The sequence below is a fragment of the Stenotrophomonas sp. YJH_SMC_12-1 genome (genome assembly GCF_059370935.1).
Window position 1 is genome coordinate 248,446 of the sequence record NZ_JCAFUD010000007.1, and the last position, 13,823, is coordinate 262,268.

The window sequence follows — 13,823 nt, forward strand, 5'->3', positions numbered from 1 at the left end:
CGTTGTTGTCTGCCTGCGCCATTGCAGCGGCGCAGGCGAGGGCAGGGCAGTCAGGCGTCCACGGCCCGGCAGGAACCGCGCACCATCAGCTGCGGATGCACGCTGGCCACAGCCGGCGCCTCCGGTACGTCGGCCTGCACCAGCATCGCTGCGGCCATGCGGCCGATGTCCGACACGTGGCGGCGCACCGAGGTCAGCGGCGGCCACAGCCGCGAGGCCAGCGGGCTGTCGTCGTAGCTGACGACCGACAGCTGCTGTGGCACGGCAATACCCGCACGCAGCGCGACCTGGTAGACACCGGCCGCCATCTCGTCGTTGCCGGCGAAGATCGCACTGGGGCGGCGTTCCCCCAGCAGCAACCGTTCGGCGGCATGCACGCCGGATTCGAAGGTGTCGCCCGCTTCCAGCACGCGCTCGCCCGGCAAGGTCAGCCCCACCTGGGCCAACCGGTCAAGGAAGCCATGGGTACGCTCACGCGCCGCGCGCCGGTCACCCGGTCCGGCGATCACCGCGATGTCGCGGTGGCCGAGCGACAGCAGGTAGCCCGCTGCTGCTGCCGCGCCATCGCGATCGTGGGTGACCACCGCCTGCACGTCTTCTTCCGACGCATGCGCGTTGATCCGCACGTAGCGGCAGTCGATGTCGTCCAGCATCTGCGCGAGTGCAACCGATTCGGATGCACGCGGGCCGAGGATCACCCCATGCAGCTTCTGCTGCTGCACGAAGCGGCGCACGCCCTGCGCGCACTCCGGGTCCTGGCTGTCGCAGGGATGCACCACCAGCTCATAGCCGGTGCCGCGCAGCGCTTCAAGCGCGCCGTGCTGCAGGTCGACAATGCATTGGGCGCCGGGGTCGTCGTACACCAGCCCGATCAGGAAGGAGCGGCGGAACGCGAGTCCGCGCGCCAGGGGGTCGGGCACGTAACCGACCTCGCGCATCAACGCCTCGACCTTGTCGCGGGTGTCTTTGCGCACCAGCGGCGAGTTGTTGATGATTCTTGAAACCGTTTTCTTGGAAACTCCCGACAGTCGTGCGATGTCGTTGATCGTGGCAGCCTTGCCTTTCGATGCCGGTAACGCGGCATCGCTCATATTTCGCACTGACATGTATAGAACCAGGTAAGTCGGAGAATTCTAGCCTTGCGCCCGTCGGGCGCGAAGTTGCGGAATGTCGCAGCTGGAGCGGCACAGACCGTGTTCGACACGTTCCACCGCGTGAGGTTCCATTGTGATCGCTCTACTGCGTTTGCATCTGAACCGTTTTTCACGCGTGCTTGCCACGAATGCGGGTGCGACGCGCGCGAACACCAACATTCCCTTAACCATGCTCCGCTACAGTCGGGGCATGGACCTGCAGACCTCTCCGTTTCCGGCGTTCCGTGGCCGCGACCGGTTGATCGCCGCAGTCGACGCGGCGATGACCTCCGGTGATGCCGGGCGCATCACCGCCGACCTGCAGCTGGCGCTGCAGGAAGCCATCGCGGACAGCCGCATCGAGCTACCCGAATGCGTGCACCGTCCGGTCAGTGATCATTACGCGCGACGCCCGCTGTACCACAGCCAGGAACACGGCTACAGCGTGATTGCCATGAGCTGGGGCCCAGGGCAGGGCACGCCGCTGCACGACCACGATGCCATGTGGTGTGTGGAGGGCGTGTGGTTGGGGGAACTGGAGATCACCCGTTACGAACTGCTGGAATGCGCCGGCGAACGCTGGCGCTTCCGACGCCACGCCGCGCTGCGCGGCGGCTGCGGCAGCGCCGGCAGCCTCATTCCACCTCACGAATACCACACCCTGCGCAATGCCAGCGATGAAGCCCTGGCCATTTCGGTGCATGTATACGAAGCGCCGATGGAACGTTCGGCGGTGTTCGACCCGCTTGGGGGTGACTGGTACCAGCGCCGCATCCAGGCACTGCAGGCCGACGCAGTCTGAATCCGCCGCAGGGCAGGATACCAGCACCTTCGCAGCGTGCATGGCATCATGCGCCGCTGCGCTGCCGGACCCGGCGGCGATCCGCGATGCCCCATCGGGCAAGGAGCAAGACCATGTCCAGCGCTGATCCGCGCCTGCGCGCGCTGTTGAAGCTGGCACCGGTGATTCCGGTGTACACCCCCGAAGACGTGAATGAAGCCGTCGAGGTAGCCCAGGCACTGTTCCGCGGTGGCCTGCCGGTGATCGAGGTGACCCTGCGCACGCCGCAGGCGCTGGACGCCATCAAGGCGATGGTCGAGGCCGTGCCGGATGCGGTGATCGGCGCCGGTACCGTGCTCAATGCCGCACAGATGCAGGCGGCGAAGCAGGCCGGCGCGCGCTTCGCGGTGTCGCCCGGGGCTACACCGGCCCTGTATGCCGCCGCACGCGATGCCGACCTGCCATACCTGCCCGGTGCCGCCACCGCCTCGGACCTGATCCTGGGCCTGGAACACGGCAAGGACACCTTCAAGTTCTTCCCGGCCGTGCAGGCCGGCGGTGCCGCGCTGCTGGCGGCCTGGCACGGCCCGTTCGCCGACGTGCGCTTCTGCCCGACCGGCGGCATCAGCGCGCAGACCGCGCCGCAGTTCCTGCACCTGCCCAATGTGCTGTGCGTGGGCGGTTCGTGGCTGACCACCCCGGCGCTGCTGCAGACCCGTGACTGGGAGGCGATCGAGCGCCTGGCGCGCGAGGCATCGGTGCTGGCCAGCTGAACACGCTGCACGAATCTCCAAAGGTTTGATCGTGATCAAAGCGCCGGCCTCGAGCCGGCGTCATTCTGTGGGCAAGCGCACTGCGGAGATCCGAACATGCAATCCACCATGAAGGCCGCCGTCGTACGCGAGTTCGGCAAGCCACTGGTCATCGAGGAAGTCTCGGTACCGCGCCCGGGGGCGGGCGAGGTGCTGGTCAGGATCGAGGCCTGTGGCGTCTGCCACACCGACCTGCACGCCGCCGAGGGCGACTGGCCGGTGAAACCGAACCCGCCATTCATCCCCGGCCACGAGGGCGTGGGGCACGTCGTGGCCGTGGGAGGCGGGGTAGGGCACGTCAAGGAAGGCGACAGGGTCGGCATCCCCTGGTTGTACTCGGCGTGTGGCCATTGCGAACACTGCCTGGGCGGCTGGGAAACGCTGTGCGAAACGCAGCGCAATACCGGCTACTCGGTCAACGGCGGCTTCGCCGAGTACGCACTGGCCGATGCCAACTATGTCGGCCTGCTTCCGAAGGAAGTGGGCTTCGTCGAGATCGCGCCGGTGCTGTGCGCCGGCGTGACCGTCTACAAGGGCCTGAAGGTCACCGACACCAAGCCCGGTGACTGGGTGGCGATCTCCGGCATCGGCGGCCTGGGCCACATGGCGGTGCAGTACGCCCGCGCGATGGGCTTGAACGTGGCCGCGGTGGACGTGGACGACAGCAAGCTGGCGCTGGCGCGGCAGCTCGGTGCGCAGGTCACCGTCAACGCACGCACCACCGATCCGGCCACGTTCCTGAAGAAGGAAATCGGCGGCGCGCACGGCGCCCTGGTCACCGCGGTTTCACCGAAGGCATTCGAGCAGGCGCTGGGCATGGTCCGCCGTGGCGGCACCGTGTCGCTCAACGGCCTGCCGCCGGGCAATTTCCCGCTGGACATCTTCGGCATGGTGCTCAACGGCATCACCGTACGCGGCTCGATCGTCGGCACCCGGCTGGATCTGCAGGAATCGCTGCAGTTCGCCGCCGAAGGCAAGGTCGCGGCCACGGTCAGCACCGACCGCCTGGAAAACATCAACGATGTGTTCGCGCGGATGCACGCGGGCACCATCGAAGGCCGCGTGGTGATCGACTTCGCCGCCTGACCGCCTGTGCATGGCCGCCGCTGCTCCGTACCCCTCTCCCACGGGCACGGCGGCCATGCCGATCCATCGGTAGTGCCGGCCGCTGGCCGGCAACCCGGGCACTCCGTGGCAGCCGTACAATGCGCGCATGCCTGGCCTGCTCAAGACCCTGTTCCTGTCCATCGTCGCCCTGATCGGCGGCGTGCTGTCGCTTGCCCTGGTCAGCAGCGTCGCCAGCTGGCTGCCGCCGCTGCTGGGCCTGTCACCGGACAACAACAGCATGCAGCTGGGCTGGGATCTGGCCTTCAGCGTGCTCGGCGGCATCGCAGGCATCGCCTTCGCCACCTACTACGCGCCCTGCTGGCCGCGTTCGCACGGCTTCTCGATCTGGTCGCTGATCGCACTGGGCTGCGGATACGCGATGTGGACCGCAGGCGCGGATTTCCCGCTCTGGTTCGTCATTTCGCTGTTGGCATCGCTGCCGCTGCAGCTGCTGGTGGGCTGGTGGTTCGGCCGCCGCCCCTCGCGGGATCCGCGCTGAACGTATGCAGGTAGTGCCGGGCGCTGGCCGGCAACCTCGGCCATCCTGCAGTTGCCGGCCAGCGGCCGGCACTACCGCTTCAGCGACGGCAGCGTCTGCTTCAACCGCGCGATGCCCTGCCATGGGTCACCCTTCAGCCGCTTCGCGCGCGCCAGTGCCTTGGCCATCGGAAACGCGTCGGCCGCACTGACGCGTGCAAGCTCTTCCCAGCGCAGCGGCACCGCCACGCCGGCAGCATCGCGCGCGCGCAGCGACCACGAACACACGCTGGTCGCACCGCGTGTGTTGCGCAGCCAGTCAATGAAGATCACGCCGCTGCGCTTGGCCTTGCTCATCGTCGCCACGTAGCGATCAGGCTGCTCCAGCGCCATTGCCTGCGCGAACGCCTCGCAGAACGCCTTCGTCTCGTCCCATCCGGCCTTGGGCTGGAGCGGCACCACCACGTGCACGCCTTTGCCACCGGACAGCCGCACGAAGCTCTGCAGGCCCACCTGCTGCAGGCGGTCACGGACATCGCGCGCAGCGGCCTTCACCTGTGCCCAGTTCACCCCTTCGCCGGGATCGAGATCGAACACGAGGCGGTCTGGATGCTCGGGATCGGCCACGGTCGCGCCCCACGGATGCAGCTCCAGCGTGTTCATCTGCACCAGCTGCAGCAGGCCCCGCGCATCGTCGACGTAGACGTAGTCCTCGCGGCCGCTCTTCTGCTGCAGGGGTACCGCATGTACCGCGTCCCCCAGGCCGGGGCCATGGTGCTTCTGGAAGAAGCAGGCCTTGCCCACGCCCTCCGGGCAGCGCAGCAGTGACAGTGGACGTCCGGCGATTTCGGGCAGGATCCAGCGCGCCATGCGCTGGTAGTAGTCGGCCACGTCACACTTGCGCAGTTTCTGCCTTGGAAACACCACCCGCTCCGGATGAGTGATCTCGACCTCGCCTCCGGTTTCGGCATCTGCGGTGCTCATTCCCAGGTCCTCCTTCTGCTTGTCGCTGCGCAGTCGCTTGAAACTGGCCTGGCGCAGCAGGCCTTCCTTGCCCCAGCCACGGAAGGCCACCTCGGCAACCGCCACCGGCTTCACCCAGCGTACGCTGGCAGCGCGGAACGGCACATGCGCCGGCAGCTGCAGCACGGGCGTCTTCACCGCCAATGGCTGCAGTGCCTTGAGCAGCGCGCGCAGGCTTTGGTCGTCGAAACCGGTGCCAACGCGGCCCACATAGCGCAAGCCGCCCTTGTCCGGCGTCGCCAGCAGCAGCGAGCCGAACCCCACCCGTGAACCCTTGGGTGCCGTGTAGCCGACGATCAGGAACTCGTCGGTGTCTTCGTGCTTCACCTTCACCCAGCTGCGCGCGCGGGTATTGACGTACGGGGCATCCACCTGCTTGCTGACGATGCCTTCGAATCCGGCCTTGCCACTGGCAACGAACACCTGCGGGCCATGGTCGATCACGTGCTCGCTGAAGGCCAGGGTGCCAGGCGCGGGCCCAATGAGCTCTTTCAGGAGTGCTTTGCGCTCCAGCAACGGCGCACGACTGATATCCGCTCCAGCCACGCCCGGAAGATCGAACACGATGTAGCGCAGCGGTTGCTTCGAACTGCCGTCGATCACCCGCTGCAACGCTGCGAAGTCACTGCGTCCTTCCTTGTCCAGCACCACCAGTTCGCCGTCCAGGCGTGCATCGCGCACCGGCAGCGCCTGCACGGCCTGCACCACTTCGGGAAAATCACCGGTCCAATCCAGACCATTGCGGGAGCGCAGCTTGACCTCGCCATTGTGCAGATCAGCCAGCAGGCGATAGCCATCCCACTTGATCTCGTGAAGCCAGCGGTCGCCGTCCGGCGCACTGTCGCGATGATCGGTCAACTGCGGTTTGAATGCATGCGGGTAGGGTGCGTCACGTGCGCCGTGCAGTTGCAGCGCGCGTGCATGCCAGCGCACATCGGCCTTGCGTGTGGTCGTGCGTGCGACGGGTGCAGCTCGCGCCGTCTTGTCCGCGGAACGCTTCTTCGCCGCAGGTGTTCGTTTCGGCATCGGTGCCGTCAGCAGGTCATCCGCCTCCGCGTCGCGCGCTTCCCCGTCACCGCGCTTGATCAACAGCCACTGCACCTGGCGTCCCTTCATCGCGGTCCGCACCAGCTTCCAGCCACCGGCCAGGCGTTGTCCATGCAGCACGAAGTCGATCTTGCCCGCCGCCAGTGCCTGCAGTGGATCGCCTTCACAGGCCCAGGTGCCGTGATCGAAGACTTCCACGTGGCCCGCACCATAGTGACCTTCAGGAATGTCTCCCTCGAAACCGGCGTAGGACAACGGATGGTCTTCCACTTCCACGGCCAGCCGCTTTTCACCGACGCGCAGGGAAGGCCCCTTGGGCACCGCCCAGCTCTTCAGTACGCCGTCCATTTCCAGGCGGAAGTCATAGTGACGCGAGCTGGCATGGTGCAGCTGGATGACAAAGGTCGGCCGCCGCTTCGGGTCGCCCGGTGCGGGCGTGTCGTCGGGCTCCGTTGTCTGCCCGGCGCCACCGCCAAGCCGGCGTTTGCGCCGATACTGGTGCAACGACATGGCTCACCCCGCCTTGCGTCGGGGTGCGGTCTTCTTTGCAGCCTTCTTCGTTGTCTTCTTTGCGGCCTTCTTCACTGGCGACTTGGCGGCTGCTTTGCGCGTTGCGGCCTTCTTCGCTGGCGTTCGCTTGTTCGCATCCAGGCTCTTCTGCAGCAGCGCCATGAAGTCGACCACATTGGTACTGGCGTCCTCGCGCGGTGCCGGCTCATCGTCCACCCGCGTGGTGCCGCCCTTGGACTTGATGCGCTTGTTCAACACCTGCTGCAGGCGCTCGCGGAATTCATCGTGGTACTGCGACGGATCCCAATCGCCGGCCATCGACTCGATCAACTGCTCGGCCATCGCCGTTTCCTTGCTGGTGATGCGATAGTCGGACAGCTTGCCGGTGGGCAGCTTGTAGTCCTCGGGATCCACCAGTTCCTGCGGATAGCGCAGGATCATCAGCACCAGCGCGTCCTCATGCGGCATCACCGCACACAAGTACTCGCGCGTACGCACCACCACCCGCGCGATGCCCACCTTGCCGGTGCTGCGCAACGTTTCGCGCAGCAGCACGTAGCCCTTCTCGGCCTTCTTGCCGGGCACCAGCAGATACGGTTTCTCGTAATAGCGCGGGTCGATCTGCGCCGCATCCACGAATGATTCCACCTCCACCGCTTCGTGGCTTTCCGGCGCAGCCGAGCGGATATCACCTTCCTCCAGCACGACATAACTGCCCTTGTCGTACTCATAGGCTTTGACGATGTCCTTCCAGGGCACTTCCTCGCCAGTGTCGGCGTTGACCCGTTCGAAACGGATCGGCTTGCGGTCGCGGGAATCGAGCATGCGGAACTGCAGGTCGACCTTGCGTTCGCCGGACATCAGCGACACCGGCACGTTGAGCAGGCCAAACGACAGCGTGCCGGTCCAGATCGGGCGGGCCATGGGCGTACCTTTGGCGGGGCAGGGCATCCAGCTTCGGATGGGCGGTGTAAACCACCCGTGTCGATACCGTGCACGTGGGTTCTACGCAGATGCGGTAGTGCGGGCCGCTGGCCGGCAGAGCTCGCGGCCTGAAGTTTCCTGGGGTTGCCGGCCAGCGGCCGGCACTACTGCAGCAACGGCCTCACCGCCGCCGCCGGAATATGGTCCAGCGCGCGCCAGGCGTCCTCCACCACCGGCCGCGCCTGCGACCAGCCCAACCGTGACTGCCCGCGCATCTGTTCCCAGTGCTCGGCCAGTTCCTCGCAGGTATCGGCGGCATCACCGCGTGGCCAATCCGCGGCATGCGTGGTCAACGCGAAGGCATACACCGGACACAGGTCGCGCCAGTTCCGGTGGCTCTGCCCGCGGCGCTCCTCGTAGTCGCTGAGCATGTACTGCAGGTAGTCCTGCGCCACCGCCTGGGGGTCTTCATGGCGACGCGTACGGCGCTGCGCGCTGCGCTGGCCGAGCGGATCGAGCAGGGCGTTGAACACGGACGTTGCGGGTCGTTCAAGACGGGGCATGGCCGGCTCCTGCAGCGGGGGCGGGTGGGCAGGAATACGCGCGGTGCCGTTACCGGGGGGTGAGCGAGATGTTCATGACGCCAGGTTCGCAACGGCTTTACCTGCGGGGCGGTGTAGTGGAATCCCCCCAAGGGCAGGTACCAGACCATGAGCCGAGAGACCTCGCGAGACCCGCTGCGGGAGAACCACCCGCCCATTCCCGGCGAGCAGCGCGGCAAGCGCGATGCCGACAACGCCGACTACCGCGGAACCGGCGCGCCGTTCTTCGATGCCGAGCACGACCACCTGCCGGTGAAGCACGAGGCTGAACAGGCGGCCCAGGACCGCAAGGATGGCGGCGACCGCCATCGCGGTGGCCAGGAGAGCCCGCTCAAGCGCCGTGAACGGAAGCAGCGCGCGAGCGACAACCAGGACGAGGCGCTGGAGGAGACCTTCCCGGCCAGCGACCCGACCTCGCCGTTCGTGCCAGCCAAGGCCCCCGACTGACCGGTAGTACCGGCCGCTGGCCGGCAGCCTCCTGACGCCCTGCACGGCGCGAGGCCGGCCAGCGGCCGGCACTACCTCTTTCAGCGCCACGACCATTGCAGGCCGACGTTGGCTCGCCGTCCCGGTCCCGGCTCGTAGAAGCGACCATTGCCGTCATTGACGATCACCGAGCCGATGTAGGTCTGGTCCAGCACGTTCTCCAGCCGGGCGAAGGCGCGCAGCTCGCCGCCCGGCAGCGTCCATCGACGGCCGGCTTCCAGGTGCAGCAGGGCGTAGCCCGGCGCGCGCTCGGTGGCCACGTCATTGACCACGGTATCGCTGCTGGCCGTTGCCTCCAGCGCCCACTGCCAATCGGCAGGGCTCCACTGCAGCCGGGCGAAGGCCTGCTGGCGCGGCACGCCGGGCAGGCGGCTGCCTGCAGCGACCAGGGTGTTCGAGGTCAGGTACGGCGAGCGCACCTGCGCCTGCAGCCAGGTCCACGCCAGCTGCAGTTCCAGGTGCTCGGCCAGCGGCTGTCGGTACTGCAGCTCCAGCCCCTGGCGGCGGGTGCGGCCAATGTTGCGGTAGGTGCTGCGTCCGCCGATATTGCTGGCAACGGCCAGCTCGTCGTCGGTATCTGCACGGAACAGGCTGATATCGAGTTGGTTGCCATCCTGTGCGTGCCACTTGCTGCCAACCTCGATGGAGCGGCTGCGCGCGGCGGCCAGATCCAGTGCCAACCCGGCTTGGCCGTCGGCGCGATAGCCCAATTCGTTGAAGGTGGGGGTCTCGAAACCACGCCCCACGGCCGCGTGCAGCCGCCACTGCGGGCTGGCCTCGAAGCTGACGCCTGCCACCGGCGTGATCGCCTGGTAGCGGCGGTGGCCACTGTCGTCGGGGTTGGCGCCGACGATGTAGCGGTCATTCGATTCGAATCGCACGGCGCTGTGGCGCAGCCCGGCCAGCAGCGACCAACGCGGGCTCCATTGCCACCAGGCCTGGGCGAACTGATCCACGTTCTGCACGACGTCGATCTGGTCACGACGCAGCCGCCCACGCACGCCCAGGGCGCTGCCGATGAAGTTCTCGAAGCCGGTGCGGTGCTGACGCTGGCGGTCGGCGCTGAGCCCGGCTACCAGGTCCAGCGGTCGCCCGGCCAGATCACCGTGCCAGCCCCAGCGCGCGTCCAGCCCGCCATAGCCGCCCTGCAGATCGATCACGCCGCCGGCATGCAGCGGGCTGTTGGTCTGGGGTGCCGGCGGAATCGGCAGGTACTGGCGTACCGCGCGCTGGCCGGCATAGCCCATCAATTGCCAGCGCTGTGCCCCGGTCTCCCGCGTCCAGCGCAGGCCGGCCTGCTGCTGGCGCACGGTTTTGCGGGTGTTGTACTGGTGCGCGACTGCCGTGGCCTGGCGCGGATCAGCCGCCACCTGGGCACGGGTCAGGCCCAGCGGATCCTGCGCATCGGGGGCGTCAAGCGCATTGAGCAGCAGCTCCAGCCGCCCACCGCCCAGATCACCACCGATGCGTGCGTTGAGCGATTCACGGCGCGCGCGGCTATGGTCCCGCCAGCCATCGGTGCGGAAGTGATTGGCGGCGATGTTGTAGTCCAGCACTTGACCGGCACCCTTCAGCTGCGCACCGACACTGAGCGTGTTGTCGGCGCCGGCATTCACGCGCAACCGCCACGGGTCGCCGGCCTGGCCCTGCGCGCTCCAGACCTGCAGCACGCCGCCGGAGGAATTGCCGTACAACGCCGAGAACGGCCCGCGCAGCACCTCGATGCGCTCGGCGCCCAACAGGCTGGCATGCGACAGCTGGCCCTGGCCATCGGGCATGGTCGCGGGCACCCCGTCGATCAACACCCGCACCCCGCGCACCCCGAAGGTCGAGCGCGCGCCGAAGCCACGGATCGACAGCTGCGTGTCCTGGGCGAAGTTCTGCCGGTCACGTGCCAGCAGTCCGGGGACCCCGGCCAAGGCCTCAGACAGCTGCGCACCGGTGCCCGCGCGGCTGGCGTCGATCCAGACCGTGTCCTGGCTGGCCGGCAGCGCGAACGGATCGATGCCCGGCACCCGGGCGGCCTGTACCTGCACCGCAGGCAGGGCGGTGGGCGCAGGCTCGGCCACCGCCGTCCAGGGCGACAGCAGCAGGGCGGACAGCGGCAGGCAACGGCGTCGTGCGGCGGGATTCATGATTCAGGTTGATGGATCAGGCGGCAACGCACGCCATGGTACGGGGCCGCGGATGACGATGGCGGCGGCCAGCCCCTGCAGGCTTTGTTACGATGGGCTGTTTCCGGCTGAAAAGCCGCAGACCGCGTAGCGCACTTCCTCCCCCTTTCCGTCTACCGAACGAGTACCGCCGTGTCCTTCTTTGCAAACGTGGAACTGGTCCCAGGCGACCCGATCCTGGGCCTGACCGAGGCGTACAACGCCGACAGCCGCCCGACCAAGGTCAACCTGGGTGTGGGCATCTACTACGACGAGAGCGGCCGCATTCCGCTGCTGCGCGCCGTCAAGCAGATCGAGCAGCAGCTCGCCGCTGAAGCCAAACCGCGCGGCTACCTGCCGATCGATGGCCTGCCGGCGTACACGCAGGCGACGCGTGAGCTGGTGTTCGGCAAGGATTCGCCGCTGCTGGCCGCTGGCCGCGTGACCACCGCGCAGACCGTTGGTGGCAGCGGTGCGCTGCGCGTCGGCGCCGACGTGCTGAAGAAGCTGCTGCCGCACGCCACCGTTGCGCTGAGCAACCCGAGCTGGGAAAACCACCGTGCGGTGTTCAGCGCCGCTGGTTTCGACGTGCTGGATTACACCTACTTCGACCCGAGCACCCATGGCGTCGATTTCGACGGCATGCTGGCCGACCTGGGCAAGCTGGACGCCGGCACCGTGGTGCTGCTGCACGCCTGCTGCCACAACCCCACCGGTGCCGACCTCACGGTCACCCAGTGGAAGCAGGTCGCGCAGCTGCTGAAGGACAAGCAGCTGTTCCCCTTCATCGACATGGCCTACCAGGGCTTCGACAAGGGCATCGAGCAGGACGGCGCCGCCGTGCGCATCATCGCCGAAGCCGGCATCGACAGCTTCATCGTCGCCAACTCGTACTCCAAGTCGTTCTCGCTGTACGGCGAGCGCGTGGGTGCGCTGTCGATGGTGGCACCGACCGCCGCTGACGCCAAGGCGGTGCAGTCGCAGGTCAAGCGCGTGATCCGCACCATCTACTCCAGCCCGTCCACCCACGGTGCCGCGCTGGTGGCCGGCGTGCTGACCAACCCGGAACTGCGTGCGATGTGGGAGCAGGAGCTGACCGAGATGCGCGAGCGCATCCACGCCCTGCGCCAGGGCCTGGTCGAGAAGCTGGCCGCTGCCGGTGCACCGCAGTTCGGTTTCATCAACGAGCAGGCCGGCATGTTCTCCTACTCCGGCCTGAGCCGCGAGCAGGTCGAGCGTCTGCGCGACGAGTTCGGCATCTACGCCGTCGGCACCGGCCGCATCTGCGTGGCCGCGCTGAACCAGAACAACCTGGAATACGTCGCCAAGGCCGTGGCCACCGTCGCCAAGGGCTGAAGCAACGCCGCACACGCTTGAAAACAAAGGCGCCGAAAGGCGCCTTTGTTTTTTGCTCTTGCTCTTGTCTTTGCCATTCCCACCGCGCTCGCGGCGAACCAGGAAGCGCAGTGAGAGGGGCACCGTGGCCAGGACCGTGAGGCGCATGGATGCGCCGATCGAGCCCCCAGGGATGGGTTTACGGCGTGTCCTGGCCACGGTGCCCCTCTCGCTGCGCCTACATGAAGAGAGGGCGCCACGAGCGCAACGCATCTGGAAACGATTACGACTCCCCGCGCTCACGCACGCGCTGGCCGGACGGGCGACAATAGGCGTTTTCCCGCTGCCGAGACCTGCCCGCACATGTCCCGTACTTCGTTGACCCGCTTCCTGATCCAGGAACAGCACGCCGGCCGCATCAACGCCGACCTGCGCCAGCTGATCGCGGTCGTCGCCCGCGCCTGCACCAGCATCTCCATCGCCGTCAGCAAGGGCGCCCTCGGTGGCGTGCTGGGCGATGCCGGTACCGGTAACGTGCAGGGCGAGGCGCAGAAGAAGCTGGACGTCATCAGCAACGAGATCCTGCTTGAAGCGAACGCCTGGGGTGGCCACCTCGCCGCGTGCGCCTCGGAGGAAATGGACCACAGCCAGCCGGTGCCGGACATCTACCCGCGCGGTGACTTCCTGCTGCTGTTCGATCCCCTCGACGGCAGCTCCAACATCGACGTCAACGTCTCGGTCGGCACCATCTTCTCGGTGCTGCGCTGCCCGACCAATGTCGAACTGCCGGGCGACGACGCCTTCCTGCAGCCGGGCAGCAAGCAGATCGCCGCCGGCTACTGCATCTACGGGCCCAGCACCCAGCTGGTGCTGACCGTCGGCCATGGCACCCACGCCTTCACCCTGGACCGTGAGAAGGGCGAGTTCGTGCTGACCACCGAGAACATGCAGATTCCGGCGGCTACCCAGGAGTTCGCGATCAACATGTCCAACCAGCGCCACTGGGAAGCACCGATGCAGGCCTATGTCGGTGATCTGCTGGCGGGCAAGGAAGGCACGCGCGGCAAGAACTTCAACATGCGCTGGATCGCCAGCATGGTCGCCGACGTGCACCGCATCCTGACCCGCGGCGGCATCTTCATCTACCCGTGGGACAAGAAGGATCCGTCCAAGGCCGGCAAGCTGCGCCTGATGTACGAGGCCAACCCGATGGGCCTGCTGGTCGAACAGGCCGGCGGCGCCGCCTGGACCGGCCGCGAGCGCATCCTCGACATCCAGCCCGACCAGCTGCACCAGCGCGTGCCGGTGTTCCTGGGTTCGCGCGAGGAAGTGGCCGAAGCCGTGCGCTACCACCACGCGCACGACGACGCGCAGGGCTGATTGGCGGTTGCCTGACGACGGTCATGGCAGATCGATGACATGACCGTGGGGTG

At 67.3% G+C, this 13,823-nt stretch carries 12 protein-coding genes; 7 read left to right on the forward strand and 5 right to left on the reverse strand.

Going from position 1 to position 13,823, the window contains the following annotated elements:
* Positions 1-50: 50 nt before the first annotated feature.
* Positions 51-1,106, reverse strand: coding sequence for a LacI family DNA-binding transcriptional regulator (locus AC5P8Y_RS14680; RefSeq protein ID WP_049402964.1), 1,056 nt, complete (start codon positions 1,104-1,106; stop codon positions 51-53).
* A gap of 238 nt (positions 1,107-1,344) precedes the next feature.
* Here AC5P8Y_RS14680 and AC5P8Y_RS14685 point away from each other — a divergent pair, with 238 nt between their 5' ends.
* From AC5P8Y_RS14685 to AC5P8Y_RS14700, 4 genes are all read left to right on the forward strand, one after another.
* A complete protein-coding gene (locus AC5P8Y_RS14685) occupies positions 1,345-1,935 on the forward strand; it encodes a cysteine dioxygenase family protein (protein WP_005411799.1) in 591 nt (196 codons plus the stop codon).
* 113 nt (positions 1,936-2,048) lie between these two features.
* A complete protein-coding gene (gene eda / locus AC5P8Y_RS14690) occupies positions 2,049-2,687 on the forward strand; it encodes a bifunctional 4-hydroxy-2-oxoglutarate aldolase/2-dehydro-3-deoxy-phosphogluconate aldolase (protein ID WP_049402962.1) in 639 nt (212 codons plus the stop codon).
* Between the two features lie 96 nt (positions 2,688-2,783).
* Positions 2,784-3,812: an alcohol dehydrogenase AdhP gene (gene adhP / locus AC5P8Y_RS14695; protein WP_049402961.1), complete on the forward strand. Its 1,029-nt coding sequence runs from the start codon at positions 2,784-2,786 to the stop codon at positions 3,810-3,812.
* Between the two features lie 127 nt (positions 3,813-3,939).
* A complete protein-coding gene (locus AC5P8Y_RS14700; protein WP_049402959.1) occupies positions 3,940-4,332 on the forward strand; it encodes a hypothetical protein in 393 nt (130 codons plus the stop codon).
* Positions 4,333-4,403: 71 nt separating this feature from the next.
* Here AC5P8Y_RS14700 and ligD read toward each other — a convergent pair whose 3' ends face one another.
* The 3 genes from ligD to AC5P8Y_RS14715 form a co-directional block, all read right to left on the reverse strand.
* Entirely contained in the window at positions 4,404-6,890 is a 2,487-nt protein-coding gene (gene ligD / locus AC5P8Y_RS14705) for a DNA ligase D (RefSeq protein ID WP_495202036.1), read from the reverse strand.
* 3 nt (positions 6,891-6,893) lie between these two features.
* Positions 6,894-7,814, reverse strand: coding sequence for a non-homologous end joining protein Ku (ku, locus tag AC5P8Y_RS14710; protein WP_005411774.1), 921 nt, complete (start codon positions 7,812-7,814; stop codon positions 6,894-6,896).
* Positions 7,815-7,978: 164 nt separating this feature from the next.
* Positions 7,979-8,377 carry a hypothetical protein gene (locus tag AC5P8Y_RS14715; RefSeq protein ID WP_049402954.1) on the reverse strand — a complete coding sequence of 133 codons (399 nt, stop codon included), beginning with the start codon at positions 8,375-8,377 and terminating at the stop codon, positions 7,979-7,981.
* A 147-nt stretch (positions 8,378-8,524) separates the two neighbouring features.
* Between AC5P8Y_RS14715 and AC5P8Y_RS14720 the strand changes: the two genes are divergently transcribed.
* On the forward strand, positions 8,525-8,863 hold the full coding sequence (locus AC5P8Y_RS14720; RefSeq protein ID WP_005411772.1) for a hypothetical protein: 339 nt from the start codon (positions 8,525-8,527) through the stop codon (positions 8,861-8,863).
* An 80-nt stretch (positions 8,864-8,943) separates the two neighbouring features.
* Here AC5P8Y_RS14720 and AC5P8Y_RS14725 read toward each other — a convergent pair whose 3' ends face one another.
* Entirely contained in the window at positions 8,944-11,037 is a 2,094-nt protein-coding gene (locus AC5P8Y_RS14725) for a TonB-dependent receptor family protein (protein ID WP_049402953.1), read from the reverse strand.
* 171 nt (positions 11,038-11,208) lie between these two features.
* On the opposite strand from AC5P8Y_RS14725, the gene AC5P8Y_RS14730 reads away from it, so the two are divergent.
* Together AC5P8Y_RS14730 and AC5P8Y_RS14735 are read left to right on the forward strand one after the other, a co-directional pair.
* Positions 11,209-12,411, forward strand: coding sequence for an amino acid aminotransferase (locus AC5P8Y_RS14730; protein WP_005411770.1), 1,203 nt, complete (start codon positions 11,209-11,211; stop codon positions 12,409-12,411).
* Positions 12,412-12,753: 342 nt separating this feature from the next.
* Entirely contained in the window at positions 12,754-13,770 is a 1,017-nt protein-coding gene (locus AC5P8Y_RS14735; RefSeq protein WP_049402951.1) for a class 1 fructose-bisphosphatase, read from the forward strand.
* Positions 13,771-13,823 lie beyond the last annotated feature (53 nt).

Coding starts and splice junctions, on each gene's coding strand:
- AC5P8Y_RS14715 (WP_049402954.1), bottom strand. CDS start 8,377: ATGCCCCGTCTTGAACGACCCGCAACGTCCGTGTTCAACGCCCTGCTC.
- AC5P8Y_RS14735 (WP_049402951.1), top strand. CDS start 12,754: ATGTCCCGTACTTCGTTGACCCGCTTCCTGATCCAGGAACAGCACGCC.
- AC5P8Y_RS14685 (WP_005411799.1), top strand. CDS start 1,345: ATGGACCTGCAGACCTCTCCGTTTCCGGCGTTCCGTGGCCGCGACCGG.
- ligD (WP_495202036.1), bottom strand. CDS start 6,890: ATGTCGTTGCACCAGTATCGGCGCAAACGCCGGCTTGGCGGTGGCGCC.
- AC5P8Y_RS14680 (WP_049402964.1), bottom strand. CDS start 1,106: ATGTCAGTGCGAAATATGAGCGATGCCGCGTTACCGGCATCGAAAGGC.
- adhP (WP_049402961.1), top strand. CDS start 2,784: ATGCAATCCACCATGAAGGCCGCCGTCGTACGCGAGTTCGGCAAGCCA.
- AC5P8Y_RS14700 (WP_049402959.1), top strand. CDS start 3,940: ATGCCTGGCCTGCTCAAGACCCTGTTCCTGTCCATCGTCGCCCTGATC.
- AC5P8Y_RS14725 (WP_049402953.1), bottom strand. CDS start 11,037: ATGAATCCCGCCGCACGACGCCGTTGCCTGCCGCTGTCCGCCCTGCTG.
- AC5P8Y_RS14720 (WP_005411772.1), top strand. CDS start 8,525: ATGAGCCGAGAGACCTCGCGAGACCCGCTGCGGGAGAACCACCCGCCC.
- eda (WP_049402962.1), top strand. CDS start 2,049: ATGTCCAGCGCTGATCCGCGCCTGCGCGCGCTGTTGAAGCTGGCACCG.
- ku (WP_005411774.1), bottom strand. CDS start 7,814: ATGGCCCGCCCGATCTGGACCGGCACGCTGTCGTTTGGCCTGCTCAAC.